Annotated in this window: 24 protein-coding genes; 12 read left to right on the forward strand and 12 right to left on the reverse strand. The window is 74.1% G+C overall.

What is annotated here, in order from left to right; all coding sequences use genetic code 11:
- The first annotated feature begins 225 nt into the window (after positions 1-225).
- The 7 genes from ACI79S_RS18425 (at position 226) to ACI79S_RS18455 (ending at position 8,697) form a co-directional block, all read left to right on the forward strand.
- Entirely contained in the window at positions 226-1,230 is a 1,005-nt protein-coding gene (locus tag ACI79S_RS18425) for a phosphatase PAP2 family protein (RefSeq protein WP_456594893.1), read from the forward strand.
- Positions 1,227-1,985 carry an SIR2 family NAD-dependent protein deacylase gene (locus ACI79S_RS18430; RefSeq protein ID WP_456594894.1) on the forward strand — a complete coding sequence of 253 codons (759 nt, stop codon included), beginning with the start codon at positions 1,227-1,229 and terminating at the stop codon, positions 1,983-1,985. Before ACI79S_RS18425 ends, ACI79S_RS18430 begins: the two co-directional genes overlap by 4 nt.
- Before the next feature lie 180 nt (positions 1,986-2,165).
- Positions 2,166-3,701, forward strand: a complete 1,536-nt coding sequence (locus tag ACI79S_RS18435; protein ID WP_456594895.1) for a long-chain-fatty-acid--CoA ligase — start codon at positions 2,166-2,168, stop codon at positions 3,699-3,701.
- A gap of 145 nt (positions 3,702-3,846) precedes the next feature.
- Positions 3,847-5,163 (forward strand): NlpC/P60 family protein, encoded by a 1,317-nt coding sequence (locus ACI79S_RS18440; protein WP_456594896.1) that lies wholly within the window; start codon positions 3,847-3,849, stop codon positions 5,161-5,163.
- A 302-nt stretch (positions 5,164-5,465) separates the two neighbouring features.
- The gene (locus tag ACI79S_RS18445; protein WP_456594897.1) at positions 5,466-6,728 is read left to right on the forward strand and encodes an AAA family ATPase; all 1,263 of its coding nucleotides are present in this window, start codon (positions 5,466-5,468) and stop codon (positions 6,726-6,728) included.
- Positions 6,725-7,744, forward strand: coding sequence for a DUF58 domain-containing protein (locus ACI79S_RS18450; protein ID WP_456594898.1), 1,020 nt, complete (start codon positions 6,725-6,727; stop codon positions 7,742-7,744). Before ACI79S_RS18445 ends, ACI79S_RS18450 begins: the two co-directional genes overlap by 4 nt.
- Positions 7,741-8,697 carry a VWA domain-containing protein gene (locus ACI79S_RS18455; RefSeq protein ID WP_456594899.1) on the forward strand — a complete coding sequence of 319 codons (957 nt, stop codon included), beginning with the start codon at positions 7,741-7,743 and terminating at the stop codon, positions 8,695-8,697. Before ACI79S_RS18450 ends, ACI79S_RS18455 begins: the two co-directional genes overlap by 4 nt.
- 90 nt (positions 8,698-8,787) lie before the next feature.
- Here the strand turns inward: ACI79S_RS18455 and ACI79S_RS18460 are convergent, their stop codons facing one another.
- Complete coding sequence (locus ACI79S_RS18460) at positions 8,788-9,759, reverse strand: quinone oxidoreductase family protein (RefSeq protein WP_456594900.1); 972 nt, start codon at positions 9,757-9,759, stop codon at positions 8,788-8,790.
- Positions 9,760-10,046: 287 nt separating this feature from the next.
- Between ACI79S_RS18460 and ACI79S_RS18465 the strand changes: the two genes are divergently transcribed.
- Entirely contained in the window at positions 10,047-11,498 is a 1,452-nt protein-coding gene (locus ACI79S_RS18465; RefSeq protein WP_456594901.1) for a family 14 glycosylhydrolase, read from the forward strand.
- 661 nt (positions 11,499-12,159) lie between these two features.
- On the opposite strand, the gene ACI79S_RS18470 is transcribed toward ACI79S_RS18465, so the two are convergent.
- Positions 12,160-12,591 (reverse strand): VOC family protein, encoded by a 432-nt coding sequence (locus tag ACI79S_RS18470; RefSeq protein ID WP_456594902.1) that lies wholly within the window; start codon positions 12,589-12,591, stop codon positions 12,160-12,162.
- Positions 12,592-12,694: 103 nt separating this feature from the next.
- Between ACI79S_RS18470 and ACI79S_RS18475 the strand changes: the two genes are divergently transcribed.
- Positions 12,695-13,690: a helix-turn-helix transcriptional regulator gene (locus tag ACI79S_RS18475; RefSeq protein WP_456594903.1), complete on the forward strand. Its 996-nt coding sequence runs from the start codon at positions 12,695-12,697 to the stop codon at positions 13,688-13,690.
- A 154-nt stretch (positions 13,691-13,844) separates the two neighbouring features.
- On the opposite strand, the gene ACI79S_RS18480 is transcribed toward ACI79S_RS18475, so the two are convergent.
- The gene (locus tag ACI79S_RS18480) at positions 13,845-14,045 is read right to left on the reverse strand and encodes a type II toxin-antitoxin system RelE family toxin (protein ID WP_456594904.1); all 201 of its coding nucleotides are present in this window, start codon (positions 14,043-14,045) and stop codon (positions 13,845-13,847) included.
- Entirely contained in the window at positions 14,042-14,317 is a 276-nt protein-coding gene (locus ACI79S_RS18485; protein ID WP_456594905.1) for a type II toxin-antitoxin system Phd/YefM family antitoxin, read from the reverse strand. Before ACI79S_RS18485 ends, ACI79S_RS18480 begins: the two co-directional genes overlap by 4 nt.
- A gap of 555 nt (positions 14,318-14,872) precedes the next feature.
- Here ACI79S_RS18485 and ACI79S_RS18490 point away from each other — a divergent pair.
- From ACI79S_RS18490 to ACI79S_RS18500, 3 genes are all read left to right on the forward strand, one after another.
- Positions 14,873-15,700 carry a PaaX family transcriptional regulator gene (locus tag ACI79S_RS18490; RefSeq protein ID WP_456594906.1) on the forward strand — a complete coding sequence of 276 codons (828 nt, stop codon included), beginning with the start codon at positions 14,873-14,875 and terminating at the stop codon, positions 15,698-15,700.
- A gap of 105 nt (positions 15,701-15,805) precedes the next feature.
- Positions 15,806-17,203 (forward strand): hypothetical protein, encoded by a 1,398-nt coding sequence (locus ACI79S_RS18495; protein WP_456594907.1) that lies wholly within the window; start codon positions 15,806-15,808, stop codon positions 17,201-17,203.
- Between the two features lie 100 nt (positions 17,204-17,303).
- Positions 17,304-18,980, forward strand: a complete 1,677-nt coding sequence (locus tag ACI79S_RS18500) for a CocE/NonD family hydrolase (protein WP_456594908.1) — start codon at positions 17,304-17,306, stop codon at positions 18,978-18,980.
- A gap of 240 nt (positions 18,981-19,220) precedes the next feature.
- On the opposite strand, the gene ACI79S_RS18505 is transcribed toward ACI79S_RS18500, so the two are convergent.
- The 8 genes from ACI79S_RS18505 to ACI79S_RS18540 form a co-directional block, all read right to left on the reverse strand.
- A complete protein-coding gene (locus tag ACI79S_RS18505) occupies positions 19,221-20,567 on the reverse strand; it encodes a cytochrome P450 (RefSeq protein ID WP_456594909.1) in 1,347 nt (448 codons plus the stop codon).
- Complete coding sequence (locus ACI79S_RS18510; protein WP_456594910.1) at positions 20,564-21,325, reverse strand: alpha/beta fold hydrolase; 762 nt, start codon at positions 21,323-21,325, stop codon at positions 20,564-20,566. Before ACI79S_RS18510 ends, ACI79S_RS18505 begins: the two co-directional genes overlap by 4 nt.
- Before the next feature lie 173 nt (positions 21,326-21,498).
- The gene (locus tag ACI79S_RS18515) at positions 21,499-22,488 is read right to left on the reverse strand and encodes a heme-dependent oxidative N-demethylase family protein (RefSeq protein WP_456594911.1); all 990 of its coding nucleotides are present in this window, start codon (positions 22,486-22,488) and stop codon (positions 21,499-21,501) included.
- Complete coding sequence (locus ACI79S_RS18520; protein WP_456594912.1) at positions 22,485-23,429, reverse strand: PDR/VanB family oxidoreductase; 945 nt, start codon at positions 23,427-23,429, stop codon at positions 22,485-22,487. The genes ACI79S_RS18515 and ACI79S_RS18520 overlap by 4 nt, the downstream gene beginning before the upstream one ends.
- Positions 23,426-23,971 (reverse strand): dimethylamine monooxygenase subunit DmmA family protein, encoded by a 546-nt coding sequence (locus ACI79S_RS18525; protein ID WP_456594913.1) that lies wholly within the window; start codon positions 23,969-23,971, stop codon positions 23,426-23,428. The genes ACI79S_RS18520 and ACI79S_RS18525 overlap by 4 nt, the downstream gene beginning before the upstream one ends.
- On the reverse strand, positions 23,968-24,960 hold the full coding sequence (locus ACI79S_RS18530; protein WP_456594914.1) for a heme-dependent oxidative N-demethylase family protein: 993 nt from the start codon (positions 24,958-24,960) through the stop codon (positions 23,968-23,970). Before ACI79S_RS18530 ends, ACI79S_RS18525 begins: the two co-directional genes overlap by 4 nt.
- On the reverse strand, positions 24,957-25,943 hold the full coding sequence (locus ACI79S_RS18535) for a PDR/VanB family oxidoreductase (protein ID WP_456594915.1): 987 nt from the start codon (positions 25,941-25,943) through the stop codon (positions 24,957-24,959). The genes ACI79S_RS18530 and ACI79S_RS18535 overlap by 4 nt, the downstream gene beginning before the upstream one ends.
- Positions 25,940-26,314, reverse strand: a 375-nt coding sequence (locus ACI79S_RS18540; protein ID WP_456594916.1) for a dimethylamine monooxygenase subunit DmmA family protein, incomplete at its 5' end; no start/stop codon positions are given. The genes ACI79S_RS18535 and ACI79S_RS18540, both read right to left, overlap by 4 nt.

Genomic DNA, 26,314 nt, shown 5'->3' on the forward strand with positions numbered 1-26,314 from the left:
CCATCATCCCAGTTCGCGGCCGGGAGCACCGAGTCAGGCGACCCTTCCCTCACCCCGTGACCCGTGTCACGGTCGGTGGGGCGTGGTCGGACCGGTGCCGGGGGACGGTCGGATCGGCGTCCCTCCCGCCCGTGCCGCCGCAGCAGCCCCACCGAACGCGTGCGCGCGGCGTGCCGTTCGCGGCCGGCTGCTCGCGGCCCGTCCCCGCGGTTAGCGTCCCGCGCCATGACCGCGGTCGACCCGTCAGCACCCGCCCTCCCGGCGGCCCGGGCGGAGGTGCCGGTGACCGCGGTCGCCGGGGCCTCGGCCCGCGCCCGCCTGGTCGCCGCCCTCCTGTGGTCGGGCCTGCTGCTGGCGTTCGTGCTCACCTGCGCGGTGCGCGGCCTGCCGACCGACCGGGTGGTCCTCCTGGGCTGGGTGCTGGCCGGGCTGGGCGTCACCTCGGTCACGCAGGGCCGGCGCCGCCTGGTGCGGCTGCTGGTGGACTGGCTGCCGCTGGTGGCGGTGCTGCTCGCGTACGACGCGACGCGGGGGCTGGCCGACGGGCTCGGCATGCCGGTGCACGTCCGGGAGGTGGCCGACGCGGACCGCTGGCTGGCCGGCGGGGTGCTGCCCACCGTGTGGCTGCAGGAGCACGTCCAGGCCGACTGGTGGAAGGCCGTGGCGACGCTGGTCTACAGCAGCCACTTCGTCCTCACCCCCGTGGTCCTGGCGGTGCTGTGGCTGCGCGACCGCGAGCGCTGGGTGCGCTGCGCCAGCCTGGTCGTGGCGCTCTCCCTCGCCGGGCTCGTCACCTACGTGCTCTACCCCGCGGCCCCGCCCTGGCTGGCCGCGAAAGAGGGGGTGATCGAACCGGTCGAGCGGATCAGCAGCGCCGGCTGGGCCGTCCTCGGGCTGCCCCGCGCCGGGGTGCTGCTGGACACCAGCCAGGGGCAGGTCAACCTCGTCGCCGCGGTGCCCTCGTTGCACACCGCCTTCGCCGTCCTCATGTGCATCGTGCTGATGCCCGCTGCCCGGCGCGCCTGGCAGCGGGCCGGGCTGGTGGCCTACGCCGTGCTCATGCCGCTGGTCCTGGTGTGGTCGGGGGAGCACTACGTCGTCGACACGCTCCTCGGGGCCGCCTACGCCTGCGCCGTGGTGCTCCTCGCACCCCCGGCCGGGCGTCTCGTGCGGGCCGGCTCGCGGCGGGCAGCGGCCGCGGCGCGGGCGCCCCTACCGTGGCGGGTGTGACCGGCACCGTCCCCGACCCGCTCCCCGACTGGCTGGCCGACGCCGGCCGGGTCACCGTGCTCACCGGCGCGGGCATCTCCACCGACAGCGGCATCCCCGACTACCGCGGCCCGAACGGCGTCTGGACACGTGATCCGGACGCCGAGAAGCTGGTGACGCTGTCGTACTACGTGGCCGATCCCGACATCCGGCGCCGGGCCTGGCTGATGCGCCGGGACATGGGCGCGCTCGACGTGCGCCCGAACGCCGGGCACGCCGCGCTGGTCGACCTCGAGCGGCAGGGCCGGCTGCGCACCCTGGTCACCCAGAACGTCGACGGGCTGCACCAGGCGGCCGGCTCCGACCCCGCCCGGGTGGTGGAGATCCACGGCACCGTGCACGCGGTCGAGTGCCTGGGCTGCCGGGAACGCACGTCGATGCAGGAGGCGCTGGACCGGGTGGCCGCGGGGGAGCCCGATCCACCGTGCCGGTCGTGCGGCGGCATCCTGAAGTCGGCGACGATCAGCTTCGGGCAGCTGCTGGAGCCGGCGGTGGTGGACGCCGCGGTGGCGGCTGCCGCTGACTGCGACGTGTTCCTCGCGGTCGGCACCTCGCTGCAGGTGCACCCGGCGGCGGGGCTCGTCGACCTCGCCGTGCGGCACGGGGCCCGCGTGGTGGTGGTCAACGCGGAGCCCACGCCGTACGACGACATCGCCGATCTCGTCGTCCGCGAGCCGATCGGGACGGTGCTGCCGAGGCTGGTCGCGGCCGGCTGACGGCGTCCTCCCTCACCGCGGAGCGTCCTCCCTCACGGTCCGCGCCGAGGGAGGACGCTCCACGATCAGGTCCCCTGATCGTCGACGGCGACGGCTCGTCCTCACCCCTGCCGACCGATAGCGTGACGGGGACCACGTCTTCGGCCGGCCCGGTGCCGGCCCAGCACCTCGGGAGCCGGCATGCGCGTCCCCCTCACCAGTCGCGACTTCCTCGACCGGGCCGAGCTGGTCTACGGCGACCGCGTCGGCATCGTCGACGAGCCGGCGCAGCCCGCGCCGTCGCTGGGCGAGGTCTCCTACCGCGAGGTGGCCCGGCGGGGCCGCGCCCTGCAGGCCGGGCTCGACGCGCTGGGCATCGCGGAGGGGGAGCGGGTGGCGATCGTCAGCCACAACGCCGCCCGGCTGCTCGAGGTGCTGCTGGCGGTGCCGTCGTCGGGGCGCGTCGCCGTGCCGATCAACTTCCGGCTGCAGCCCGAGGAGGTCGAGTACATCGTCGGGCACTCCGGGGCGCGGGTGCTGCTGGTCGACCCGGAGCTGGAGACGTCGCTCAAGGGGGTGCGCGCCGAGCACCGGCTGGGGACGGGGGAGGAGTACGAGCAGCTGCTGCGCAACGACCGCGAGCCGCGGCCGTGGTCGGAGCCGGACGAGGACGCGACCGCGACGATCAACTACACGAGCGGGACGACGGCGCGGCCCAAGGGCGTGCAGATGACCCACCGCAACATCTGGGTCAACGCGGTCACCTTCGGCATGCACATGCAGATCAGCGACCGCGACGTCTACATGCACACCCTGCCGATGTTCCACTGCAACGGCTGGGGCCTGCCCTACGCCATGGCCGGGGTCGGCGCGCGCCAGGTGGTGCTGCGGAAGGTGGACGGCGCCGAGATCCTGCGCCGGGTGGAGCAGCACGGCGTCACGATCATGGCCGGGGCCCCGGCGGTCTGGAACGCCGTCCTGGAGGCCGCCGCCGACTGGGACGGGGAGATCCCGGGACGCGACCGGGTGCGGATCATCGTCGCCGGTGCGCCGCCGCCGTCGCGGACGATCGCCCGCGTCGAGGCCGAGCTCGGGTGGGAGTTCAACCAGATCTACGGCCTGACCGAGACCGCGCCCCTGCTCACCATCAACCGGCCGCGCGCCGAGTACGACGACCTGGACGCCGAGGAGCGCGCCAAGCGGCTGTCCCGCGCCGGCGTGCCGTCGATCGGGACCCGGATGGCGGTGAGCGACAGCGGTGAGGTGCTGGCGCGCAGCAACACCGTGCTGGCCGGTTACTGGGAGAACCCCGACGCCTCGGCGGAGGCGCTCGAGGGCGGCTGGTTCCACACCGGGGACGGCGGCAGCATCGACGACGAGGGCTACGTCATCATCTCCGACCGCAAGAAGGACGTGATCATCACCGGCGGTGAGAACGTCTCCTCGATCGAGGTGGAGGACGTCGTCTTCAGCCACCCGGCGGTCGCCGAGGTCGCCGTCATCGGGATCCCCGACGACAAGTGGGGCGAGATGGTGACGGCGATCGTGGTGCTGGCGGAGGGGGAGCAGGCCACCGAGGCCGACATCATCGCCCACTGCAAGGCCCGGCTCGCCGGGTACAAGGCTCCCAAGCGGGTGGAGTTCCGCGACGAGCTGGCCCGCACCGCCACCGGCAAGATCCAGAAGTTCAAGCTGCGCGAGGACTTCTGGGCGGGATCAGAGCGCAGGGTCAACTAGCCCGGCCCCCTCCGCCTCACCCGATCGGGACCCCCACCCTTCCGGGTGAGGCGCGTTCAACGACGTCCCCGTCCGCACCGACTTCCAGCACGGTGGCGCCCTTCCCGGGCGCCGGTCGTCGAGGTGCTGGAAGAGGTCGGGCAACGTGGACAGCGGTTACCGGAGCGGTACGGCGCGCCCCTGGGGGTCCCGCACGGCGCTGCGGGTGGTCGGGACGGCGCTCGCCGGCCTGGTCGTCCTCGGGCTCACGCCCGCGGTCGCGGAGGCGGCCCCCCGCCAGCCCAGCGACAGCCAGATCACCGCCGCGGAGGCCCGCGCGGACGCCGTCGCCGGCCGCATCGGCGAGCTCAGCGACCGGCTCGCGGGTGCGCAGGCGTCGGTGGATGCCGCCCGCGCGGAGTCGGCGTTCGCGCTCGACGAGTTCCAGGCGACCCAGGAGGCCTTCGAGGCGGCACGGGCGCACGCCGACGCCGCCGCCGCGGCCTCCGCGCAGGCCGCGGCCGAGCTGGGCGTGGCGCGGGACGACGTCGTCGCCTTCGCGCGGCGCAGCTACATGGAGGGCAGCACCTACTCCGGAGCGGCCGCGCTGGTCACGTCCGGCGACCCGGGGCAGCTGGTCGAGCGCGCGGCCCTGCTCGAGGCGGCCGGCACGCACCGGACCGACGTCCTCGGGCGGGTCACCGAGCTGAAGCTGACCGCCGACCGGACCGACGCCGTGGCGCGGACCGCGCTGGCCGAGGCGGACACGCTGCAGGCCGAGGCCGCGGCCACGCTCGAGGTCGCCCGCGCCGCGGAGATCTCGGCCCGGGCCCAGGCCGCCGCGCTCGCCACCGAGCAGCAGCAGCTCCAGGCGGAGCTGGGTGCTGCGCAGCAGGAGCTGCAGGAGCTGGTGGGGGCGCGGGCAGCCGCCGAGCGGACGGCGACCGTGGTCGCGGTGCCGGCACCCGCCCCCGCACCGGCTCCGCGACCCGCTCCGGCGCCGGAGCCCAGCGGCCCCCCCTCCGGTGGCGGCCGCCCGGTGAGCGCGCCCGCGCCCGTGGGCCCCGGCGACTCGTCGGCGGCGCAGCGGGCCATCGACGCCGCCATGGCCCAGCTCGGCCTCCCGTACGCCTGGGGCGGCGGTGGATCACGCGGCGCCGGCCCCGGCCAGGACCCCGACCTCGGCATCATCGGGTTCGACTGCAGCGGCCTCACCCAGTACGCCTATGCGCGGGCGGGCATCTCCATCCCGCGGAACAGCCGCGATCAGTACGCCGCCCTGCCCAAGGTCTCCAGCGACGACCTGCGCGCCGGCGACCTGGTGTTCTGGGGCACGGATCCGAGCAACCCCCGGTCGATCACCCACGTGGCCCTCTACCTGGGCGACGGCAGGGTGGTCCAGGCGCCCCAGAGCGGGGACGTGGTCAAGGTGTCGACCATGTGGTGGCGGAACTACGTCGGCGCGGTGCGGCCCAGCGCCTGAGGTCCGATCCGGCACCCGGCGGGACCCGTCACGGGGCAGGCCGGAGGGGCGGACGGAAAGGCGTCGGGCAGCCACGGGGGGAGCTGCCCGACGCACGGTCAGGCTAGCAGTCCGCGCGGTCGCCGGGCAGGGAGTTGCGCGCCCCTCCTGCGGCGGTGCGGAGGCGGCGTGCGGACGCTGTCGGCGTCCCGGCGGCACACCCTGCTGGTGTAGGACACTGGGCCGGGGCCGGGACGACACCGCGCCCCGTCGACGGCCTGCCCGAGTCGGGTGGTCGCGGCCCGGCACGACCAGGGAGCCACGTGTCCAGCGCTGCCAGCACACCGACCGAGAGCCTGCCCACCTCCGCGCAGGCGCCGGTGCCGCCCTCGATCGACGCCGCCCGCCTGGAGCGGGTGCTGTTCGAGATCAAGCGCGTCATCGTCGGGCAGGACCGGTTGGTGGAGCGGATGCTCGTCGCGCTGCTCGCACGGGGGCACGTGCTGCTCGAGGGCGTGCCCGGCGTCGCCAAGACCCTCGCCGTGGAGACGTTGGCGACCGTCGTGGGCGGCACCTTCTCCCGCCTGCAGTTCACCCCCGACCTGGTGCCGGCCGACATCATCGGCACCCGCATCTACAAGGCCGGTCAGGACACGTTCGACACCGAGCTCGGCCCGGTGTTCGCCAACTTCCTGCTCACCGACGAGATCAACCGCGCGCCGGCCAAGGTCCAGTCGGCGCTGCTGGAGGTCATGGCCGAGCGGCAGGTCTCCATCGGTGGCGTCACCCACCCGCTGCCCGACCCGTTCCTGGTGCTGGCGACGCAGAACCCGATCGAGAACGAGGGCGTCTACCCCCTGCCCGAGGCGCAGCGCGACCGCTTCCTCATGAAGGTGCTCGTCGACTACCCCAGCGCCGAGGAGGAGCGCGAGATCATCTACCGGATGGGCTCCCGGCCCCCGGTGCCGGAGACGGTGCTCGGCCCCGACGAGCTGCGCCGGCTGCAGCACACGGCCTCCGAGGTGTTCGTGCACCACGCCCTCGTCGACTACGTCGTCCGCCTGGTGGTGGCCACCCGGTCGCCGCGGGAGCACGGCATGGACGACGTCGCCACCTGGGTCTCCTACGGCGCGAGCCCGCGCGCCTCGCTCGGGCTCATCGCGGCCAGCCGGGCGCTCGCGCTGGTGCGCGGCCGGGACTACGTGCTCCCGCAGGACGTCCTCGACGTGACCGCCGACGTCCTCCGCCACCGCCTGGTGCTGTCCTACGACGCGCTGGCCGACGGCGTGCCGGCCGACCACATCGTCAAGCGGATCGTGCAGACGGTCCCGCTGCCGCAGGTGGCGCCCCGGCAGGGCGCGTCGGGTGGTGGGCCGGGCGTGCCGGGTGGGCCGTCGGTGCCGCCCGGCCCGGGCGGGCCCTTCTTCGGGCCGCCGCAGGGCATGCCGCAGGGGGCGCCGTGGGGCCAGCACGGCCCCCAGGCGCCCGGCGGTCCGCACTTCGGTCCGGGGCCGCAGGGCCCCGGTCAGCACGCGCCCGGTGACCACGGCGGCAACGGCACCGCGCCCGGGTCGCAGCGGACGTGATCGGCCGCCGTCGCCGGGAGGAGCCGCCGTCGGTCGCGCCCGAGCACCCGGGGCTGCTGCTGCACCCGGCGGCGCCCGGCTCGGGGAGCGGGGACGACGGGGCACCGCCCCGGTTCACCGACGGGCCGGCCGACGTGCTCCTGCGCCGGCTCGAGCTCACCGTCCGCCGCCGGCTCGACGGCCTGCTGCAGGGCGACCACCTGGGCCTGGTCCCCGGTTCGGGCAGCGAGGCCGGTGACTCCCGGACCTACCACCCCGGCGACGACGTGCGCCGCATGGACTGGCCGGTGACCGCCCGCACCCAGGTGGCGCACGTCCGGGAGACGATCGCCGACCGCGAGCTGGAGACCTGGGCGGTGGTCGACCTCTCGGCAAGCCTGGACTTCGGCACCGCGAACTGCCAGAAGCGCGACCTCGCGATCGCCGGGCTGGCCGCGGTCGGGCACCTCACGGTGCACGGCGGCAACCGGCTTGGCGCCGTCGTCACCACGGGGGAGCGGGTCGACCGGTACCCGGCCCTGGCCGGCCGGCTGGCCGCCGAGCGGCTGCTGCGGTCGGTGGTGGCCACCCCACGGGCGAGCAGCGGACGCCGCGGCGACCTCGCCGCGGCGCTGGAGACGCTGCGCCGACCGCAGCGCCGACGGGGCCTGGTCGTGGTGATCTCCGACTTCCTGGGCGACAGCGACTGGGAGCGCCCGCTGCGCGCGCTGGGCACCCGGCACGACCTGCTGGCCGTGGAGGTCCTCGACCCCCGCGAGCTCGAGCTGCCCGACGTGGGGCTGCTCACCGTCGTGGACCCCGAGACCGGTCAGACCCTCGAGGTGCCGACCGGCGACGCCGAGTTCCGCGCCCGGTACGCCGAGGGCGCCGCCGCCCAGCGGGCCGGCGTGGCCGCGGCGCTGCGCCGGGCCGGGGCCGGCCACCTGCAACTGCGGACCGACCGTGACTGGCTCATGGACGTCGTCCGCTTCGTCGCCGACCGCCGGCGTGCCGGCAGCGGAGGGGCCTCCCGATGACCTTCCAGTCACCGTGGTGGCTGCTGGCACTGCTCGCCGTCGCCGCGCTGGTGGCGCTCTACGTGGTGCTGCAGCTGCGACGCAAGGCGTACGCCGCCCGGTTCACCAACGTGGCGCTGCTGGGCTCGCTGGTGCCCCGGCGGCCCGGCTGGAAGCGGCACCTGGCGTTCGGGCTGGTCGCCCTGGGGCTGGCGACCCTCGTCGTCTCCCTCGCCGTGCCGAGCACCGAGGTGCGCGTGCCGCGGGAGCGGGCCACCGTGATCATGGCCGTCGACGTATCCCTGTCCATGGAGGCGGAGGACGTCGAGCCGACGCGGTTCCGGGCGATGCAGCGGGCGGCCACCGAGTTCGTCGACGTCCTGCCCGAGCGGATCAACCTCGGGCTCGTGACCTTCGCCGGTACGGCGACGACGGTGGTGCCGCCGACCACCGACCGGGGGCAGGTGGCCATCGCCATCGAGAACCTGGAGCTCGCCGAGGCGACGGCGATCGGCGAGGCGATCTTCACCTCGCTGGCGGCGATCCAGAACTTCCAGGCGTCCCTGGAGAGCGAGGGCCAGGAAACCCCACCGGCACGGATCGTGCTGCTGTCCGACGGCACCACGACCGTCGGCCGCGACGACACGCAGGCGATCGACGCCGCCCGCGCCGCGGGGGTCCCGGTCTCCACGATCGCCTTCGGCACCGACTACGGCACCCTGGACATCGACGGTGAGCGGGTGCCCGTCCCGGTGGACCGGGCGGCGCTGGAGCGGATCGCCGACGAGACGGGCGGCAGCTTCAGCGAGGCCGCCAGCGCCGCGGAGCTCGAGGAGGTCTACAACGACCTGGGCAGCCAGATCGGATACACCACCGAGCCGAAGGACATCAGCCCCTGGTTCGTGCGGGCCGGCGTCCTGGTGGTGCTGGTCGGCGCCGTCCTCAGCCTCTTCTGGACCAACCGCCTGGTCTGAACCTCACCGTGCAGCAGCCTTCCTCGCCGTCTGCAGCGAGGAAGACTGCTGCACCGCGAGGTCGAGCCGCCCCATCGGGGCTCGGCGCGGTCAGCGGGAGGGGTCGAGGACGAGCTTGCCGGTGGTGCGGCGCGCGAGCAGGTCCTGGTGCGCCTCGCGGACGGCGGACAGCGGGTAGCGCCCGCCGACGACGGGCTTCAGCGAACCGTCGGCCGTCATGGCCAGCAGGTCGGTCATCGCGGCGTCGAGCATCTGCGGGCGGGCCATGCAGTGCGCCAGCCAGAAGCCGATGACCGCGCGGCTCTTCTGCATCAGCGCGCCCGGGGGCACCACGGGCGTCTCCTGCCGGGCGGCCATGCCGTAGGTGACAAGCCGGCCGAAGGGCGCCAGGGCCGACAGCGAGCCGGTGAACACGTTGCCACCGGTCATCTCGAGCACGATGTCGACCGGCTTGCCGCCGTTGGCCTCGCGCAGCGCGCCGGTGAACTGCTTGGGGTCGTCGTCGGCGAGGGCCGGGTCGACGGTGGCGTGCGCACCGAGCTCCTCGGCGAGCTGCCGCTTCTCCGCGCTGGACGCGGTGGCGATCACCCGGCCGGCGCCCCACCGGCGGGCCAGCTGGACCGCGAGCGAGCCGACCCCTCCGGCGCCGGCGATGACGACGACGGACTCGCCCTCGGCCAGGTGGGCGCTGGTGCGCAGCAGGTGCCAGGCGGTCGTCCCCTGGAGGACCAGGGAGAGGGCCTGCTCGTCGCTGACGGCGTCGGGCACGGGCCAGGTGAGGACGTCGTTCGCCACGGCCTTCTCGGCGTAGCCGCCGCCGTCGAGCAGCCCGACCACCCGCTGCCCGCCGCCGACCGGGGTGCCGACGAACTCCGCCCCCGGGACCAGCGGCAGCTGCTGGGCGGCCAGGTAGGAGTTCTCGATCTGGTGGGTGTCGGCGAAGTTCACGCCGGCGGCGGAGACGTCGTAGAGCTTCTGCCCGAGGCCGGGCTGCGGCTCGGGGATGTCGACGACGTCCAGGACCTCGGGTCCGCCGAAGCGGGTGATCTGCACAGCTCGCATGGGGCGAGGCTAGGGCCCTGCGCGCTGGGCAGATCTCCCCGGGCTGGCGGGCGCCGCCTTGACGCGCGGTATCGCTGCAGCCAGCGGGCGAAGGTCGCCTGACCCACCCGATGTACGAACGTCGGCGTCGAGCGCCCGCGGATTCGAGGCTGAGCGAGGCCGATCCTGCGCGGGAGCGAGGTCGGCAGCCCGCTCAGGACCGCGAGTCGGGCAGGACACGCCGGGCGGACGAAGTTGAGCGGAGACTGAACCGCACCCCGGCGCGAGAGGCTGGCAGGGTGCTCAGCGTGAGACGCATCACAGTTTCGTTCGCCGTCCTGAGTCTGGTGCTGGCCGGCGCCAGCGGCGCCCAGGCCACTCCCGCGGACGGCCCGGTTCGTCCCGGGCCCGTGGCGCTGGACAACCCTGAGTTCACCGCCAACGTCATGGCACCGCTGAAGGTGACCGACTGGACGACGTTCGAAGCCGACCTCGAGACGGTGGCCGCCTATGGCGTGGACGCCGTCAGCGTCGACGTGTGGTGGGGCGACGTCGAGGGTGTGGCCGACAACCAGTTCGACTGGAGCTACTACGACCGGGTCTTCGACGTGATCACGTCCAAGGGCCTGGACCTCGCGCCGATCCTGTCGTTCCACCAGGCCGGCGGCAACGTCGGTGACGACTACACCAGCCTGCTTCCGTCGTGGCTGTGGGCCAAGTACGCCGACGTCACCTACCAGGGCGTCGAGCTCGGCCCGACGGGACTCCAGCACCAGAGCGAGCAGGGGAACCACAGCGCCGAGAGCGTGCAGGGCTGGGCTGATCAGCTGGTCATGGACGAGTACCGCGACTTCACCGAGGCGTTCGAGCAGCAGTACGGCGACGTCTATACCGACGAGGTGATCGAGGTGAACGTCTCTCTCGGCCCGTCCGGCGAGCTGAGGTACCCCTCCTACAACCAGCACGACGAGGGCACTGGCTACCCCACCCGGGGTGCACTGCAGGCCTACTCCCCGCTGGCCGTGCAGGACCTGCGCAGCCAGATGCTGCACCGGTACGGCTCCCTGGAAGCGATCAACGCGGCCTGGGGGACCGACCTCGTGTCGGTGCAGGAGATCAGTCCGCCGGAGGACGCCGACGCCTTCTTCGCCGACCTGGACTACCTGGACACGGAGTACGGCCGCGACTTCGTGGACTGGTACAACGGCTCGCTCGTCGAGCACGGCGAGCGCGTGCTGTGGTCGGTCATCGACTCCCTCGGTGAGGACTTCCCCGAGGCCGACATCGGCTACAAGGTGCCGGGGATCCACTGGTCGATGACCAGCCCTGCCCATCCCCGGGCAGCAGAGGTGACCACCGGTCTGATCCAGACCGGCACCGACCTCGACTCCTGGAAGACCGGGCACGGCTACCAGCGGGTCGTCGAGCTGGCCAACCGGTTCGACGGCGGACCACGCGAGGTGGTCATGCACTTCACCGCGCTGGAGATGGACGACGACCCGGGGGAGCCCGCCTACTCGCTGGCGCAGACGCTGGTCGGCTGGATCGGCGACTACGCCTACCGAGCCGGCGTCGAACTCAAGGGTGAGAACGCACTGGCCGGTGGAGTCGGCTCCGACGAGGGCTGGGACAACATCAACGAGGCTCTCGAGACGTGGGGCTACCTCGGGCTGACCGTGCTGCGGATCGGTGACGTGTCCTCGGGTGTCGGAGCCGGCCGGTATGCGGAGTTGATAGCGGCGTACAGCCCCGACATCTGAGCGAGCGGCGGCGGTGCCGCTGAGTGGAGCCAGCCGGTTCCTGTGGCTGGCGCGGAGAGCCGACCGCTGGCCGCCCGGCGGTGGGGTGGGCGCCTCAGTAGCCCAGGGCCGCCTCAGGTCAGCTGCGAGACGGTCGTTGGTGGGTGTCGGCGAAGTTTCACGCCGGCGGCGGAGACGTCGTAGAGCTTCTGCCGAGGGCCAGGCTGCGGCCCGGGGGTGTCGACGACGTCGAGGACCTCAGGGCCGCCGAGGCGGGTGATCTGCAGAGCACGTATGTCCTGTGAGGCCAGGGCCTGCTGCGATCGCGACTCCTTACGCGCGGCGAGCCGCCAGGTCAGCGGCCCGCTGGCGGAACCGCGCGGCGCTCTCCGGCCCGCCGACAGCCTCGGCCAGGCAGTCAAGATGGGCGACCATGGGGCCGAGCTGGCTGTACGCCGCCACGGCGGAGAGCTCGGGGCCGATCGGGCCTGCCTCGACGCCCTGACGAGCTGCTGCCCGCGGCTGACGGGCTGGCCGGCGCCGGGCGTGGACTGCTTCAGAGGTACGTGCCTCGAACAGCAGGTCACGCGGCGCAGGCGCGACCTCCTTGACAGCGGCAGGGAGCACGGCCGGCGCGGGTGGCCTTCGCGGGCGGGGAGGGCGGGCTCCCCGCCCGCCGGGGTCAGCCGTTGTACGGCGGGAGCACGTCCAGCACCCAGGTGACGCCGAAGCGGTCGGTCAGCATCCCGTACAGCGGCGCATAGCCGGCCGGGCCGAGGGCCGTGCGCACAGCAGCGCCCTGGGCCAGCCCGTTCCAGTACCGGGTGACCTCCTCGACGTCGGTGCCGCGGACCGACACGTAGACCGCGTCGGTGCCGGCGTCGTAGGCCCGCTTCGGCGGGACGTCGAACGTCATGACCGAGAAGCCGTTGGGTGCCTGGACCCCGCCCCACTTGAGCTGCTCGCCGACCGCGCCGTCGGCGGCGTCCTGCTCGTCGCCGCCCTGGGCGAAGGTGAACGCCATGACGTCGCCGCCGAACACCGAGGCGTAGAAGTCCAGGGCCTCGCGGGCCTGGCCGCGGAAGTTCAGGTGCGTGGTGGTGGTGATGCTCACGTCGGGCTCCTCGCTGGTCCCGCCACCCCGGTGGTGGCGATGAGGCGACCCTGTCAGCGGTAGAGGACAGGTTGTGGCCTCTACTTGCGGCATGCTGCGGACCATGAGCGAGAAGGGCGGGACGTCGTCCCGGCTGCTGACCCTGCTGTCCCTGCTCCAGGCGCGCCGCGACTGGCCGGGAGCCACCCTGGCCGAGCGGCTGGACGTCTCGCCGCGCACGGTGCGCCGGGACATCGACCGGCTCCGCGAGCTCGGATATCCCGTCCAGGCGTTCAAGGGGCCCGACGGCGGCTACCGCCTCGACGCCGGATCGCAGCTGCCGCCGCTGCTGTTCGACGACGAGCAGGCCGTCGCCCTCGCCGTGGCTCTCCAGCTGGCCACCGCCAGCGGCGCCGGGATCGGCGAGGCCGCCCACCGCGCCCTGGCCACCGTGCGGCAGGTCATGCCCGCCCGGCTCCGGCAGCGGATCGACGCCGTGCAGGTCACCGCCGTCCCGGGCGGGTCCGCCGTCGAGGTCGACCGGTCCGTGCTCATGGCGCTCACCGCCGCGATCCGCACCCGCGAGGTGCTGCGGATGGACTACGCCCCGGCGCCTCCGGCCGACGACGCCGGTGCAGAGCAGCCGTTGGTTCCGCCCCGGCGGGTGGAGCCGCACCACCTGGTGACCCGAGGCGGCCGCTGGTACCTGGTGGCCTGGGACCTGGACCGCGGCGACTGGCGCACCTTCCGCGCCGACCGCATCACCCCCCGCACACCGACCGGGCCGCGGTTCACGCCACGGCCGCTGCCCGGCGGTGACGTGGCCACCTTCCTCGACGCCACCTTCAAGGGCTCCCGCGGCGGTGTCGGCGCCTGGCCCTGCTCCGGCGTCGTCGAACTCGCGCTCCCCGCTGCCGAGGTGGCCCCCTTCGCCCACGACGGCGTGGTCGAGGCGCTGGCACCCGACCGCAGCCGGCTCACCCTCGGGGCCTGGTCGTGGATGGGTGTCGCCGCCGCCGTGGCCCGCTACGACGCCGACGTCCTGGCGGTGAGCCCACCGGAGCTGGCCGACGCCTTCCGCACGCTCGCTCGCCGCTTCGCGCAGCCCGCCGGCAGCTGAGCGCCGTCCACGGGGGTAAGGCCGAGCTCGAGGGACGACGTCGTGCTGCTGGATGCGCCGCCTCGGCGGGATCTGCCTGGTCAGCCGTAGACGTCGGCGCGGTGCGAGTTGCGTACGACTCTGACGAGGACCTCGTCGTCGTGGATGGAGTAGATCACGCGGTACTGCCTCTCCGTGCGGACCAGTAGCCCTCGAGTTCGAAACGCAGTGGCTTGCCGACGCGGTAGGGGTCCGAGGCGAGCGGCCCGTACAGGAAGTCGACGACCGCCACGGCCACCGGCTCGGGCAGGTCCCGCTCGATGGCCCGCTTGGCCGCTGCCGAGAGGACGACGGTGTAGGTGTGCGGTTCGGTCACCTGCGGCGGGCGGCGAGGGCGGCGCGCACGTCGGCTTCGTCGTAGACCTTGCCTGCGGCCATCTCTTCCTCGGCCCTCCTGATCTCCGTGCCGGCTCGGGGATCGGACAGCATCTCCAGGGTCTCCATCAGGGACTCGTAGTACTCCACAGCGAGGATGACGGCCACCGGGCTGCCGTTCCTCGTGACGGTGACGCGCTCGTGCGTACCGGCGACCTCGTCGATCACCTGACTGAAGTGCGCTTTGACCGCCGCCAGAGATCGAACCGACATGACCTCAATTCAGGTCAGCCAGCCAGTCGCGGTCAAGCAGTTCCGCAGGAGACCTCCAGGCGACTCGGCGCGGATGGAACCTCGCGGCAGCTGGATCGACCACGGTCGTGATCCAGCCACCTGCCGCTACGTGGAAGCTCCAGGTTCCCAGGCCGTCTTCGCCGATGGCTGTCTGCAACGCTCCGGCCCACGCCGCGTCGTCCGGTCCGATCGAGGATGTGCCCGGGCTTGGAGGTACACGGGTCGCCGGTGTCGCAGCGGACCCGAGAGGCGATGCCACGTCGTCGACCGTGGGTCTCGCAGGCTCCGCCTCGACTCTCGGATCCGCGGCACATGTGCGCGACGGCGAGCGCCGCGGACACCTCCCGGCTGCCCTGGCAGTGGGGGTGCGCCGCCGGCCCGCAGGACCTGCCGCCGTCCCTGCGCGTGCGAGCAGACGGGCTGCCGCGCCGGTGACGCATGATCGGTGGGACGACTGCCGGCGCGGGCAGGCGTCGGGGCGAACGCTCGCGGGGCGCGGTGATGTGGGGGCCGGCCCGGTCCAGGGGAGGGTGGATGACAGACCGTGCCGTCGAGGTGCGCTTCAAGCCGCAGGACCTCCTGCTGGCGTTGGGAGGCGCGCTGATCCTCGACCAGTACGAGGAGCCTCTTCCGACGAGGGTCTTCCTCGACGTGCTCGGGTCCCTGGGAGTCAGCGACGACGCCACCAGGTCGGTGCTGACCCGGCTCACCGAGCGGGGCCTGCTGACCCGCCACCAGGACGGGAGAGTGGTCAGCTACGGCCTGACCGACACGTCGCGGAGGCTGCTGCGGGAAGGGCGGGACCGGGTCACGGCGGCCGAGCCGTTCCACCAGGTGGGCAGTGACTGGACGCTGTTGAGCTTCTCCCTGCCGGAGGCGCAGCGGGACGTCCGGCACCGGTTGCGGTCCCGGCTGTCCTGGGCCGGCTTCGGCTGCCTGCGCGACGGGCTGTGGATCGCGCCGGGCCGCGTCGATCTCGAACGGATCATCGCCGTCGGGGCCGAGGTCGAGGGCATGCAGATCGACGGCTTCGTCGCATCTCCCACTGCCGGCACGGACGTCGCCCGATTCGTCTCGCGGGCGTGGGACCTCGATGCGCTGCGCCGGGAGCACGAGGAGTTCCTCCGCCGGTGGGGGCGGCCCCTTCCCCGGGACGGCGACCCGCTCGCACTGTTCACCCTCCTCGGCGCCCACTGGATCCGACTGCTCCGACTCGACCCGGTGCTGCCCGAGCGGTACCTGGGGGAGGACTGGCCCGCTCGCCGGTCGGCGAGCGCCTACCGGGCCGTCGCCGCATCCCTGGGGCCACAGGCGCAGGCGGCCTTCGCCGGCCTCGTGAAGGACGCGCGCGGTCGTCGATGATGCAGCAGCGTGGCCTGGCTCACAGAAACATTCGGCAATTCGTTGACGGTCGTCCGCCGAGCTCCTAGCGTCACCGGCATCCCCGGACCCGTCGTGAGGAAGCCGATGTCCCCTCGATCCCTCGTCACCGGCCTGACCTGCGCCCTGGCCATCTCGTTCGTCGCCGTCCCGTCCGCCGCGGCCGAGGAGCCTCCGGGCCCGCGGCACGTCGAGGGAACGGTCGACGACGGGGCCACCGCCTGGGTTGCCGATGTCCCCGCCCACTGGAACGGCACCGTGCTCCTGTACAGCCACGGCTACCGGCCCAGCTTCTTCCCCATCCCGCACACCGCCGAGAACGCTCCGGACGACGAGACGCGACAGGCCCTGCTGGACCGCGGGTACGCCCTGGTCGGCTCCTCCTACGAGCGCAGCGGCTGGACGCTGGACACCGCCGCCGAGGACCAGCTGCAGACCCTGGACGCGTTCCGCGCCGAAGTCGGGCAGCCGTCCCGCGTCCTCGCCGTCGGGACCTCCATGGGTGGTCTGGTGACCGGCCAGCTGGCCGAGCTCCCGGGCGCGCCGATCGACGGGGCGCTGCCCACCTGCGGGCTGATGCACGGCGGCGTCGACCTGCTGAACTACCAGCTCGACGGCGCCCACGCGATCGCCCAGCTGCTCGTGCCCGAGGGCACGGACGTCCAGCTGGCCGACTACGGGGGCGACCTGGCCGCCGTCAACGCCGCGGCCAGCACCCTCACCGACGCCGTCCTGGCCGCGCAGGACGACCCCGAGGGCCGGGCGCGGATCGCGCTCGCCGCCGCGCTGTACCACCTGCCCCGCTGGGCCGAGGGTCAGCCAGAACCGGATCCGCGGGACCACCAGGCGCAGGTCGACGCGCAGGTCGCCCAGTTCACCTCCGCGCTCGGGTTCACGTACCCGGCCCGGGTCGACATCGAGAACACGGTCGGCGGCAATCCGTCCTGGAACGCCGGCGTCGACTACCGGGCCCTGCTGGCGCACGCCGACGAGCGCAAGCAGGTCGAGGCGCTGTACCGCGCGGCCGGGCTCGACCTCCGCGCCGATCTCGACCGGCTCAGCGCGACGGCGTCGGTGACCGCCGACGAGGACGCGCTGCGGACCGCAAACGCCACGTCCGAGCTGACCGGGGACCTGCAGGTCCCGGTCCTGAGCCTGCACACCACGCACGACGTCCTGGCGCCGGTGCAGGTCCAGGAGGAGTACGCGGAGACCGTGCGGCAGGCCGGTGCGAGAGGCCTGCACCGCGAGGCCTTCGTGCACCGGCTGGGCCACTGCCAGTTCACCCCGGCGGAGCTGGTCGCCTCCGTCGAGGCCCTCGACGAGCGGGTCGCCACCGGTCACTGGGGATCCGCGGCCAACCCCCGGAGGCTGGACGCCGCGGCCGAGGAACTCGGCCTCGGCGCATCGGAGATTCTGCCGAACTACCGACCGGCCGAGTGGCTCGGTGACCGCGGCGGCCTGTTCGGCGGGCCGCGTTTCTGATCCCCCCGCAGGTCGGCACCGGGCCGGGCACGCCGCGTGCCCGGCCCGGTGCCGGTCAGCCGGCATTCCCCGGCACCGTCCAGTTCCCCGTGGAGGAAACGTGCTCAGCAGGCAGACCCGCCGCCTCGGCGTGATCGGCACCATCACCGGCGCGGTCGTGGCGGGGGCGCTGACCCCACCGGCAGCCGCTCACCCCACCCACCCGGCCCCGGCCGCCCAGCCCGACTGGTTCGGCTACGACCGGGCAGCCGCCTACGGCACCTACGTGGAACGGCTCCAGGTGCCGATGCGCGACGGTTTCGAGCTCGGGTGCACCATCGCGAGGCCCGCGGTCGGCGACGAGCCGGCGGCCGGGGAGTTCCCGGGGATCCTCCGGAGCTACACGCCGTACGGCCGGGCCGTGGAGGAGGCGGAGGGCGCGTTCGCCACGTACTTCAGCCAGCGGGGCTACAACGTGATGTCCTGCGACATCCGCGGCACCGGGATCTCCCCGGCGCCGGGCTTCGAGGCCCGGTGGCCGATCCAGGGCAGGGACGGCCACGATGCGGTGGAGTGGCTGGCCGAGCAGCCGTACTCCTCGGGCAAGGTGGGTGCCTCCGGCACGAGCTACGGCGGGCAGACGACCCTCGAGATCGCGGCCGAGCAACCGCCGCACCTGGCGGCGATCGCGCCCAACGTCTCGCCGATGCAGAACTACGAGGAGATCTTCTACCCGGGCGGCGCGCCGGCGCAGGCGGACTGGCTCTGGGTGGGCGCCCCCGACGTGGCGGACCCGGCCTTCGACCAGCGGCAGCTCGACGCCTTCGCGGCCCACCCCACCTACGACGAGTACTGGGACGTCCAGAACGTGGCCAACAAGCACGAGGAGATCGAGGTGCCGGTCCTGCTCACCGGCGGGTGGTTCGACGTCTTCCGGGCCGGGGCCATCGGCAACTACGAGGGCCTGCGCGACGCCGGGAACGACGACGTCCGGCTGGTCATGGGGCCCTGGACCCACGCGGACACCTGGGAGCAGGAGAGCGAGCCGCTGCCGATCGGCGCGACCCTCGCCTGGTTCGACCACTGGCTGCGCGATGACCCCGACGCCCCCCTCCCGGCAGCCCCGGTGACCAGCTACGAGGTCGAGGGAGCCGCCGGGGGTCGCTGGGTGGAGCTGGCCGACTGGCCGGCGGACGGGAAGGTCGAGGTACTGGCCCTCGGCACCGATCGGGAGCTGGACCGGCGGCCCGGCAAGCCGGGCACCCTGGATCTTCCGATCGACCCTGACGACGGCCCGGCCACCACCTGCTTGGTCGGGTGCCTGCGGCCGACGGATCCGGCAGCGGACAACGCGGTCGCGGACGAAGGACGGCTGACGTTCACGTCCGGCCCGTTGGCGCACGACGCGGTGCTGGCCGGGCAGGCCGAGGTCACCTTGGAGGCGACCCTGCCCGACAGCGACGGCAACCTGGTGGCCAAGGTGATGGACGTCGCCCCCGACGGCCGGGTCACCGAGGTCGCCGCCGGCTGGCTGCGGGCCGGCCACCGGTTCGGGCACGAGCAGAGCGTTCCCGTGACGCCGGGCGAGGAGACCACGTTCGTCATCGAGACCCAGCCGGCGCACTGGCGCTTCGCCGAAGGGCACCGCGTGCGGATCAGTCTCATGACCGGCGACGTCCCGCGGATCGCGCCGGACGGGTCCACCGGGACCATCGGCGTCGCCACCGGCGCCCGGGGCTCCGTGGCGGAGATCGAGTTCACCGACAAGGTCCGGTTCGGGAAGACGCCCGAGGCATAGACCGGTCCTGGTCGACCCGCGCGGCCCGCACCCCGTGGGGTGCGGGCCGCGCGCTGTGCGGTCAGCTACCCGGACAGCATCGACGGCGCGGCGCCTCAGCGGTGCCCGGCACGTCGACTGCGGGCCCTCGACCCGCAGGACACCGGGCGACGGTGTCCCGAGGAGGACGTCACCGCCCGAGATCAGCCGAAGCGCCTGTCCGAGCGCGGTTCCCGATCACGCAGTGGGGGTCAGGGCTGCTCAGGCGGCCACCCAGCGCACAGGCAGCCGCTTGACCCCGCGCTGGAAGCTCGACCGCAGCAGCGTGGGCGGAGCGGCCGGCTCCAGCACCTCGGTGCGGCGCAGCAGCTCACCGAACAGCGCCCGCATCTGCGCCCGCGCCAGCTGGCCGCCGAGGCAGAAGTGCGGCCCGTGCCCGAAGGAGAGGTGCGGGTTGGGCGCGCGGCGGACGTCGAACCGGTCGGCATCCGGGAAGACCGACTCGTCGCGGTTCGCCGAGGTGAACGAGACCACGACCTTGTCACCGGCCCGGATGCGGGTGCCGGCGAGCTCGACGTCCCGGGTCGCGGTGCGGCGGAAGACCATCACCGGGGTCCACCAGCGCAGCATCTCGTCGACCGCGCCGCTCAGCAGCGAGGGGTCCGCCCGGACGGCGGCCAGTTGTGCCGGGTGCTGCATCAGCGCGATCAGGCCCCCCGGCAGGCCGTTCCGCAGGGTCTCGTTGCCGGCGACCGCGAACAGCCAGAACATGTTCTCGAACTCCGCGTCGCTCACCCGGCCGCCGTCCTCGTCGACCTGCGCCAGCAAGATCGACATGACGTCGGAACCGGGCATCTCCCGCTTGTGCTCGGCGAGCAGGCGCGCGTAGGCGTAGAGGTCGGGCATGCCCGAGCGCGTCCGCGGATCGGGCATCGTCCCGTCGTCAGCGGGCGCCGGACGCAGGGCAAGCGCCTCGCGGGCCATGGCGGTTCCTCCGCTGCCGTCGAAGGCCGCCGACGAGGCGTAGTCGGCGTCCTGCCAGCCGATGACGCGGTTGGACCAGTCGAACATCAACCAGCGGTCCTCGGCCGGTACCCCCAGCACCTCGGCGAGGACGAGCAACGGCAGATCGGCGGCGACGTCCTTGGCGAAGTCGCAGGTCCCCTCGCCGGCGCCGGAGATCATGTCGTCGACCAGTCGCGCCGCCGTCGCCTCGATCGCGTCGGTCAGCGCCGCCACGGCCCGTGGGGTGAACGAGCGGGTCAGCAGCCGCCGCAGCCGCGTGTGGTCGGGCGGGTCCATGTTGAGCATCATCTGCCGGACCCACTCGAGGTCACGGGCGTCGCTGACCTGGGTGGCGCCGAGCCAGGAGGAGTAGGTCGCCGGGTCGCGCAGCACGCGTTCGACGTCGCCGTGCCGCAGGACCAGCCAGAACCCGGTGCCGGCCGGCTGGCCGTGCAGAGCGGGCTCGTCCACCCAGGCGACGGGCGCCTCGGCCCGCAGCCGACGCAGCAGCTCGAACGGCGGGCCGGTCTCGTAGGTGACCGGGTCGACCAGCGCCACCGTGTCCGCTGACCCGGCCGAGGGGCTCCACGCGGGGGAGCTCACGGGAGCCCGTCGAGGAACCGCTCGGCGCAGGTGAACAGCGCGACCGGCGTCTCGAACATGGAGTAGTGCCCCGCGTTGGGCAGCACCTCGAGGGCCGCGTTCGGGTACTGCTCGAGGAACGTCTGCTGCATGACGGGCGCGCCCAGGGCCGGGTCGTGCTCGCCGACCACGACCAGCACCGGGACGGGGTTGCCGCGCACCTCGGTGGAGAAGTCGGTGCGCGCCCACGCCTCGAGGTAGCCGCCGAAGGCCGCGACGTCGGACTGGTCGAGCGAATGCTGCACCATCCGGTCGACCCAGGTGGGGGAGAGCCGGTTGCCGGTGGTCAGGTCGATGATCGCGTACCGGCTGCCGCGATCCTCGGCCGCGCCGCTGAACAGCTGCCAGCCCTGGTCGTCGAACGGCACCCCGGTGGAGGGGACCGGGCTGATGCCGAGGAGGCCCTGCACGCGGTTCGGCGCGTCGGCCAGCACGCGCTGCATCGCGGTGCCGCCCATCGAATGCCCCATCACGACGAACTCCGACCAGCCCAGCTCATCGGCCGCGGCCAGGGCGTCGGCGGCGATCTCGGCGAGCGTGAAGGAACCGGTCTCCCCTCTGCGGGCGCCGTAGCCCCGGTAGTCGAGGAAGGCGGCGGAGTACCGGTCGCCGTCGAACAGCTCGGCGAACGGCCCCCACCCTGCGGCGGACCCGAACCAGCCGTGCAGAGCGAGGACGTGCCGAGGGCCGGTGCCGACGACGACGGGTCGGAGTGCCATGCCCGGCAGTGTGGCGAGCCGCCGGTGAGCAGGCAAGGGACCGCGGTCCGGTGCGGTGGGTCCTGCGCCAGGGCGTGGTCGGCGGAGTCCATGCCGGCGGTGGAGACGTCGTAGCGCTCCTGCCCGGGCGTGCGGCTGCGCCTCGGGGATGCCGGGACCGGCGCCAGGTGCAGCTAGGCCGCGACGGTGGGGTGGACGGCGTCGGTCAGCCAGGCCACGACCTCGTCGCGGTAGGGCGCGATGCCCTTGTACTCGGCGATGTCGGCCGGGAGTTCGGCGACGATCGCCGAGAGCTGCTCGCCCCAGCCCGGGACCGTGACGATCTCGGCCAACGGCGCCATGTACGTGCGGATGTTGAAGGTGAGCGTTCCCGTCAACGGCAGCCGGGTGAGGTGCTCGAGCTCGATGCGCAGCTGCAGCCGGCCGAAGTCGCCGTCCCGCACCAGCTGGGGGATGTCGGCGTCCCACTCCGGCTTGGCCTCCAGGCTGATGTCGCGCCGCGGTGAGCCGTGGGCGGAGAAGGTCCAGTTGACCCGGCGGTAGGTCTGGTCGGCCGTGATGCCCCGCATGAACCGGGTGGCGCGGCTGGTCACGCCGTCCTCGTTGAGCCGGGGCACGGGGCCGTGGATCTCGTCGAGGTGCATGCCGATGTCGAACTTGACCGACCACGCGGCGGCCCAGGTGACCAGCGCGGCGTCGAACCAGAGCCGGCCGCCGCGGTCGCTGACCATGAGGATGTCGTCGGGCACCTGGCAGCCGATCCAGGTGAGCGGGTCGGTCGGCAGCGTGGCGGCATCGCCCAGGACGAACGATTGCTCGATGCCGAGGAGGTCGTTGCGCCAGGAGAAGGCCCCGGACCCGAGGTCGGTCAGGTGCATGGCGTCCGGGCGGGCGGTCACGAGCTCCCGGAGCAGGTACAGGAGCATGTCCCAGCACGCCGGCTCCATGTGCGGGAGCACCTGCCGCCGCCCGGGGTCGCGGGCCAGCACGTCGCGGCGCAGCGCCATCTGCTCGGCGTAGTCGTCGCCCAGGTCGACGACGTGCTCGCCCCAGGACCCGGCGGGCGTATCCACGAGCCGGCGGGCGGGCTCGACGTTGACCGTGTACCGGAAGGACCGGTCGGCGGGGGCGAAGGGCCAGGGCAGCCGGGACAGATCGCTCACAGGTCCAGCTCCAGGTGGGTGTCGGCCGCCCGCGACACGCAGGCGAGCATGTGGGTCGAGGACTGCCGATCGGAGTCGTCGAGGACCAGGTCCCGGTGCTCCACGCGGCCGGCGGCCACGGGGACCAGGCACTGGCCGCAGACGCCCTGGCGGCACATGCTGGGAACGTCGACGCCGGCGCCGAGCACCGCGTCGAGCAGGCTGGTGCCGCTGGGCACCGGGAGCTCCCGGCCGGTGCGCCGCAGCCGGGCGGTGAACGGCCGGCCGGGGGAGAGCTCCGGGGCCTGGAAGTGCTCGAGGTGCACGCGGGCCGGTGGCCAGCCGGCCGCGCGCGCCGTCGCGGTGAACAGGTCCAGCACGGCGGTCGGGCCGCAGGCGTAGGCGTGCGTGCCCCAGGGCTGGACCGCCATGCGTTCGCGCAGCGCGCCGGCAAGGGCCACCCGGCCCTGCGCCTCCACGAGGTCCGGGCCGGCGAGCTCGCGGACCTCCTCGAGGTGGGCGGCCTCGCCCGGGCGGTATCCGTAGACGACCTCCACGGGGCGTCCCCACGCACGGGCGGCGGCCAGGTGCGACAGGATCGGCGTGACCCCGATGCCCGCCGCGACGAGGAACGCCTTCCGCGCGGCCAGCTCCGGCCGGAACGCCGACCGGGGCGGCTCCACCGGCAGCAGGTCACCGACCCGCAGGACGTCGTGCAGCCAGGCCGAGCCCCCGTCGTCCCCGGTACGGAGGACGGAGATCCGGTAGTCGCCCGGGGCGATCCCGGAGCCGGTGAGCGAGTACGCGTTGCGCGTGCCGCCGGCCGTCACGACCAGGTGGCTGCCGGGCGCGTACCCGGCCAGCGACCGGCCCTCCGGGTCGGTCAGCACGATGTGCCGCACCCGGTCGGTCACCGCCTCGATCCGCGTCACCCGCAGCAGCTGCGTGGCCGGGACGCTCATCCGGCCTCTCCGGCTGCCGTCACCGCGGAGGCCAGGTAGCTGCCCCGGTGCCCCGACGCGTGCTCGTGCACCTCGAGCCGCAGGCCGCACCCGGGGCAGTCGACCTCCGTGCCGGGAGCCACCGGGAGCCGCGCGGTGGTCTCGCAGTGGGCGCAGAACACCGGGATCGGCCCCCGGGCGAGGGCGAAGGCGGTGATCTCCTCGGGCAGCACCCCCATCCCGCGGGCCAGGGCGACCAGGGCGAGGACGTCGGCCTCGGGCCCGGCCACCAGCACCCGGTCGCCGACGTGCATCCCGCCGAGGCGGCGGGCGAGCGCGGGGCCCGACGACCCGTCCACGCCCGGGAGCCCCCAGCGCCGCACCGGCCGGCCGTGCTCCCGCGCCTCGGCCGCCCACCGGTCGACGACCTCCGCGGCCCGGCCGCCGACCTGCACGAGGAGGAACCCGCGGCCGGTGAGATCCAGCGAGGGTGGCTGCGCCGGCCACGAGGGGACGCTCGTGCAGCGTGGCCCGAGCTGCTCTCCCGTCAGGCCGGCGGTCATGCCGCACCGCGCAGCCAGGCGACGGCGGCGGAGCGGAAGCGGGTGAGGCCCTTGTAGTCGGCCATGTCCTCCGGCAGCTCCTCGAGGACGGCGGCGAAGCGGTCGCGCCACGCGGGCACCCGCGCCAGGTCCTCCAGCGGCAGCAGGTAGGTGCGGATGAGGAACAGCACCGCCCCGGAAGTGGGCAGCCGGACCAGGTGCTGGACCTCGACGCGCAGGTGCAGCCGGGAGCCGAGGTCCTGCTCGAGGACCAGACGCCGGTCGGGGCCCCACTCGGGATAGGTCTCGGTCGCGGTGTCCAGCCGCCGGCCGACGGTCATCGTCCAGTTCGTGCGGCGGTAGGCCTCCCCGGGCTGGAGCCGCATGAGGAACTGGTGGGCCCGGTCGATGACGCCCTCGGGGTGCACGCGGGGGACGGGCCCGTGGATCTCGGGGAAGCTCATGCCGACGTCGAAGCGCATCGACCAGTCCGCGGCCGCCGTGACGACGCCGGCGTCGGCCCACAGCGCTCCCTCGCGCTGGTCGAGGAGCACGAGGTCGTCCTGGACCTGCGGCGCGATGAACTCGAGCGGACCGGACGGCAGCGTCGCGTCGTCGCCGAAGGTGAAGTTCTGGTCGATGCCCAGCAGTTCGTTGCGCCAGCGCCAGCGGTCCCCGCCGAGGCGGTCGAGCGCGAACACCTCCGGGCGGGCCCGCTGCAGCTCGCCCATCACGTAGAGCATCGCGTCCCAGGCGGCCGGCCTCATGTGCGGCAGCTCCTGCAGCCGTGTGGGGTCCGCGGCCAGCAGGGCGGCGCACTCGGCGCTGTCGGAGGCGTAGTACTCGTCGACGTGCAGGACGTGCTCGCCCCAGCTGCCGGCGGCGGTCGGCCGTGGCGCGACCGCCGGCTCCACGTTGGCGCTGTACCGGTAGGTGTCGGTCAGGAAGGGGAAGGGGAACGAGGCGATGCGGGCGGGCAGGGCCCGGTCGCGGATGTCGGTGGCTGTCACAGGTCGAGCTCCAGGGTGGGGCCGGTGCTGCGGGAGACGCAGCACATGACGCTGTCGGCGGCGGCCTTCTCGGCCTCGCTGAGGAAGAGGTCACGGTGCAGGGGGGAGCCGGAGACGACGGGGACGCGGCACTCGCCGCAGATCCCCTGCCGGCACAGGTTGGGCACGGGGACACCGGCGTCCTCGAGGGCCTCCAGCAGGCTCACCCCGGACGGGACCCCGACCCGCCGTCCGGACCGCACGAGGGTCACCTCGAACGGATCGCCCGGGTCGAGCGCGGCGGCGGAGAAGCGCTCGGTGTGCACCCGCGCCTCCGGCCAGCCCAGCCGCTCCGCCGTCCCGAGGACCGTGTCGAGGAGGGCGGCCGGCCCGCAGGCGTAGAGATGGGTGCCGAGCGGGGCGGAGGCGAGCGCGGCCTCGATGCGGGCCACGAAGCCGGCCACGTCCGGGTGCTCCTCCAGGCGCGGGCCGCAGAGCTCGCGCAGCTCGTCCAGGTGCGCTCCAGCGCCCGGGCGGTAGCCGTAGAGCAGCGTGAAGTCCCGGTTCCAGCGGGCCGCGGCGCGGGCGTGCGAGAGCAGCGGCGTGATGCCGATGCCGCCGGCGACGAGCAGGTGGTGCCGCGCGGTGGCTACCGGGGCGAACGCGCTGCGCGGCCCGTCGGCCGCCACGACGTCCCCGGCCACGAGCTCGTGCACCCACCGCGAGCCCCCGGACCCGTCGGGGCAGAGCAGCACCGAGATCGAGTAGCGCTCCGGCGCGATCCCGGAGCCGGTCAGCGAGTAGGCGTTGCGCCGGTCGCCGCAGTGCAGCACCACGTGGCTCCCCGGGGGGAAGGCGGGCAGCGGTCCACCGTCGGCGGAGACGAGCTCGACCGACCGGATGCCGGCTGCCGCCGCCCGCACGCCGGCCACCCGGAGCCGGAGCGCGCCCCGGCCGGTGCGCGCCGGGGCGTCCGCGGGTGCGGGCGGGGAGATCGTCGTCATGCCGGCACCTCCACCGGCGCAGCGGGGGCGACGTCCTCGGCGTCCACCATGTACCCGAGGTAGGCGCCCAACCGCCGGGACACGTGGTGGTAGACGTGCAGCGTCCGCCCGCAGCCCCGGCAGACGCAGGTCGCGCCGAGGGCGGCGGGGGTCTCCGTCTCGTGCGCGCAGTGGGCGCAGTGGACCCGGCGGCGGGGAACCCCCGTCACGTGGGTCAGCACCTCGGCCGGGACCGCCCCCAGCCGGAGGGCCCGGGCGGGGGGGGGGGGGGGGGGGGGGGGGGGGGGGGGGGGGGGGGGGGGGGGGGGGGGGGGGGGGGGGGGGGGGGGGGGGGGGGGGGCGGGGGGGCGGCCCCAGCGGCGGCGCGCACC

It is taken from the genome of Blastococcus sp. SYSU DS1024 (assembly GCF_054050795.1).

Bases quoted from the DNA above. Each gene is read 5' to 3' on its own strand.
- ACI79S_RS18425 (WP_456594893.1), top strand. From the start codon at position 226: ATGACCGCGGTCGACCCGTCAGCACCCGCCCTCCCGGCGGCCCGGGCG.
- ACI79S_RS18435 (WP_456594895.1), top strand. From the start codon at position 2,166: ATGCGCGTCCCCCTCACCAGTCGCGACTTCCTCGACCGGGCCGAGCTG.
- ACI79S_RS18455 (WP_456594899.1), top strand. From the start codon at position 7,741: ATGACCTTCCAGTCACCGTGGTGGCTGCTGGCACTGCTCGCCGTCGCC.
- ACI79S_RS18460 (WP_456594900.1), bottom strand. From the start codon at position 9,759: ATGCGAGCTGTGCAGATCACCCGCTTCGGCGGACCCGAGGTCCTGGAC.
- ACI79S_RS18475 (WP_456594903.1), top strand. From the start codon at position 12,695: ATGAGCGAGAAGGGCGGGACGTCGTCCCGGCTGCTGACCCTGCTGTCC.
- ACI79S_RS18485 (WP_456594905.1), bottom strand. From the start codon at position 14,317: ATGTCGGTTCGATCTCTGGCGGCGGTCAAAGCGCACTTCAGTCAGGTG.
- ACI79S_RS18490 (WP_456594906.1), top strand. From the start codon at position 14,873: ATGACAGACCGTGCCGTCGAGGTGCGCTTCAAGCCGCAGGACCTCCTG.
- ACI79S_RS18495 (WP_456594907.1), top strand. From the start codon at position 15,806: ATGTCCCCTCGATCCCTCGTCACCGGCCTGACCTGCGCCCTGGCCATC.
- ACI79S_RS18510 (WP_456594910.1), bottom strand. From the start codon at position 21,325: ATGGCACTCCGACCCGTCGTCGTCGGCACCGGCCCTCGGCACGTCCTC.
- ACI79S_RS18520 (WP_456594912.1), bottom strand. From the start codon at position 23,429: ATGAGCGTCCCGGCCACGCAGCTGCTGCGGGTGACGCGGATCGAGGCG.
- ACI79S_RS18525 (WP_456594913.1), bottom strand. From the start codon at position 23,971: ATGACCGCCGGCCTGACGGGAGAGCAGCTCGGGCCACGCTGCACGAGC.
- ACI79S_RS18535 (WP_456594915.1), bottom strand. From the start codon at position 25,943: ATGACGACGATCTCCCCGCCCGCACCCGCGGACGCCCCGGCGCGCACC.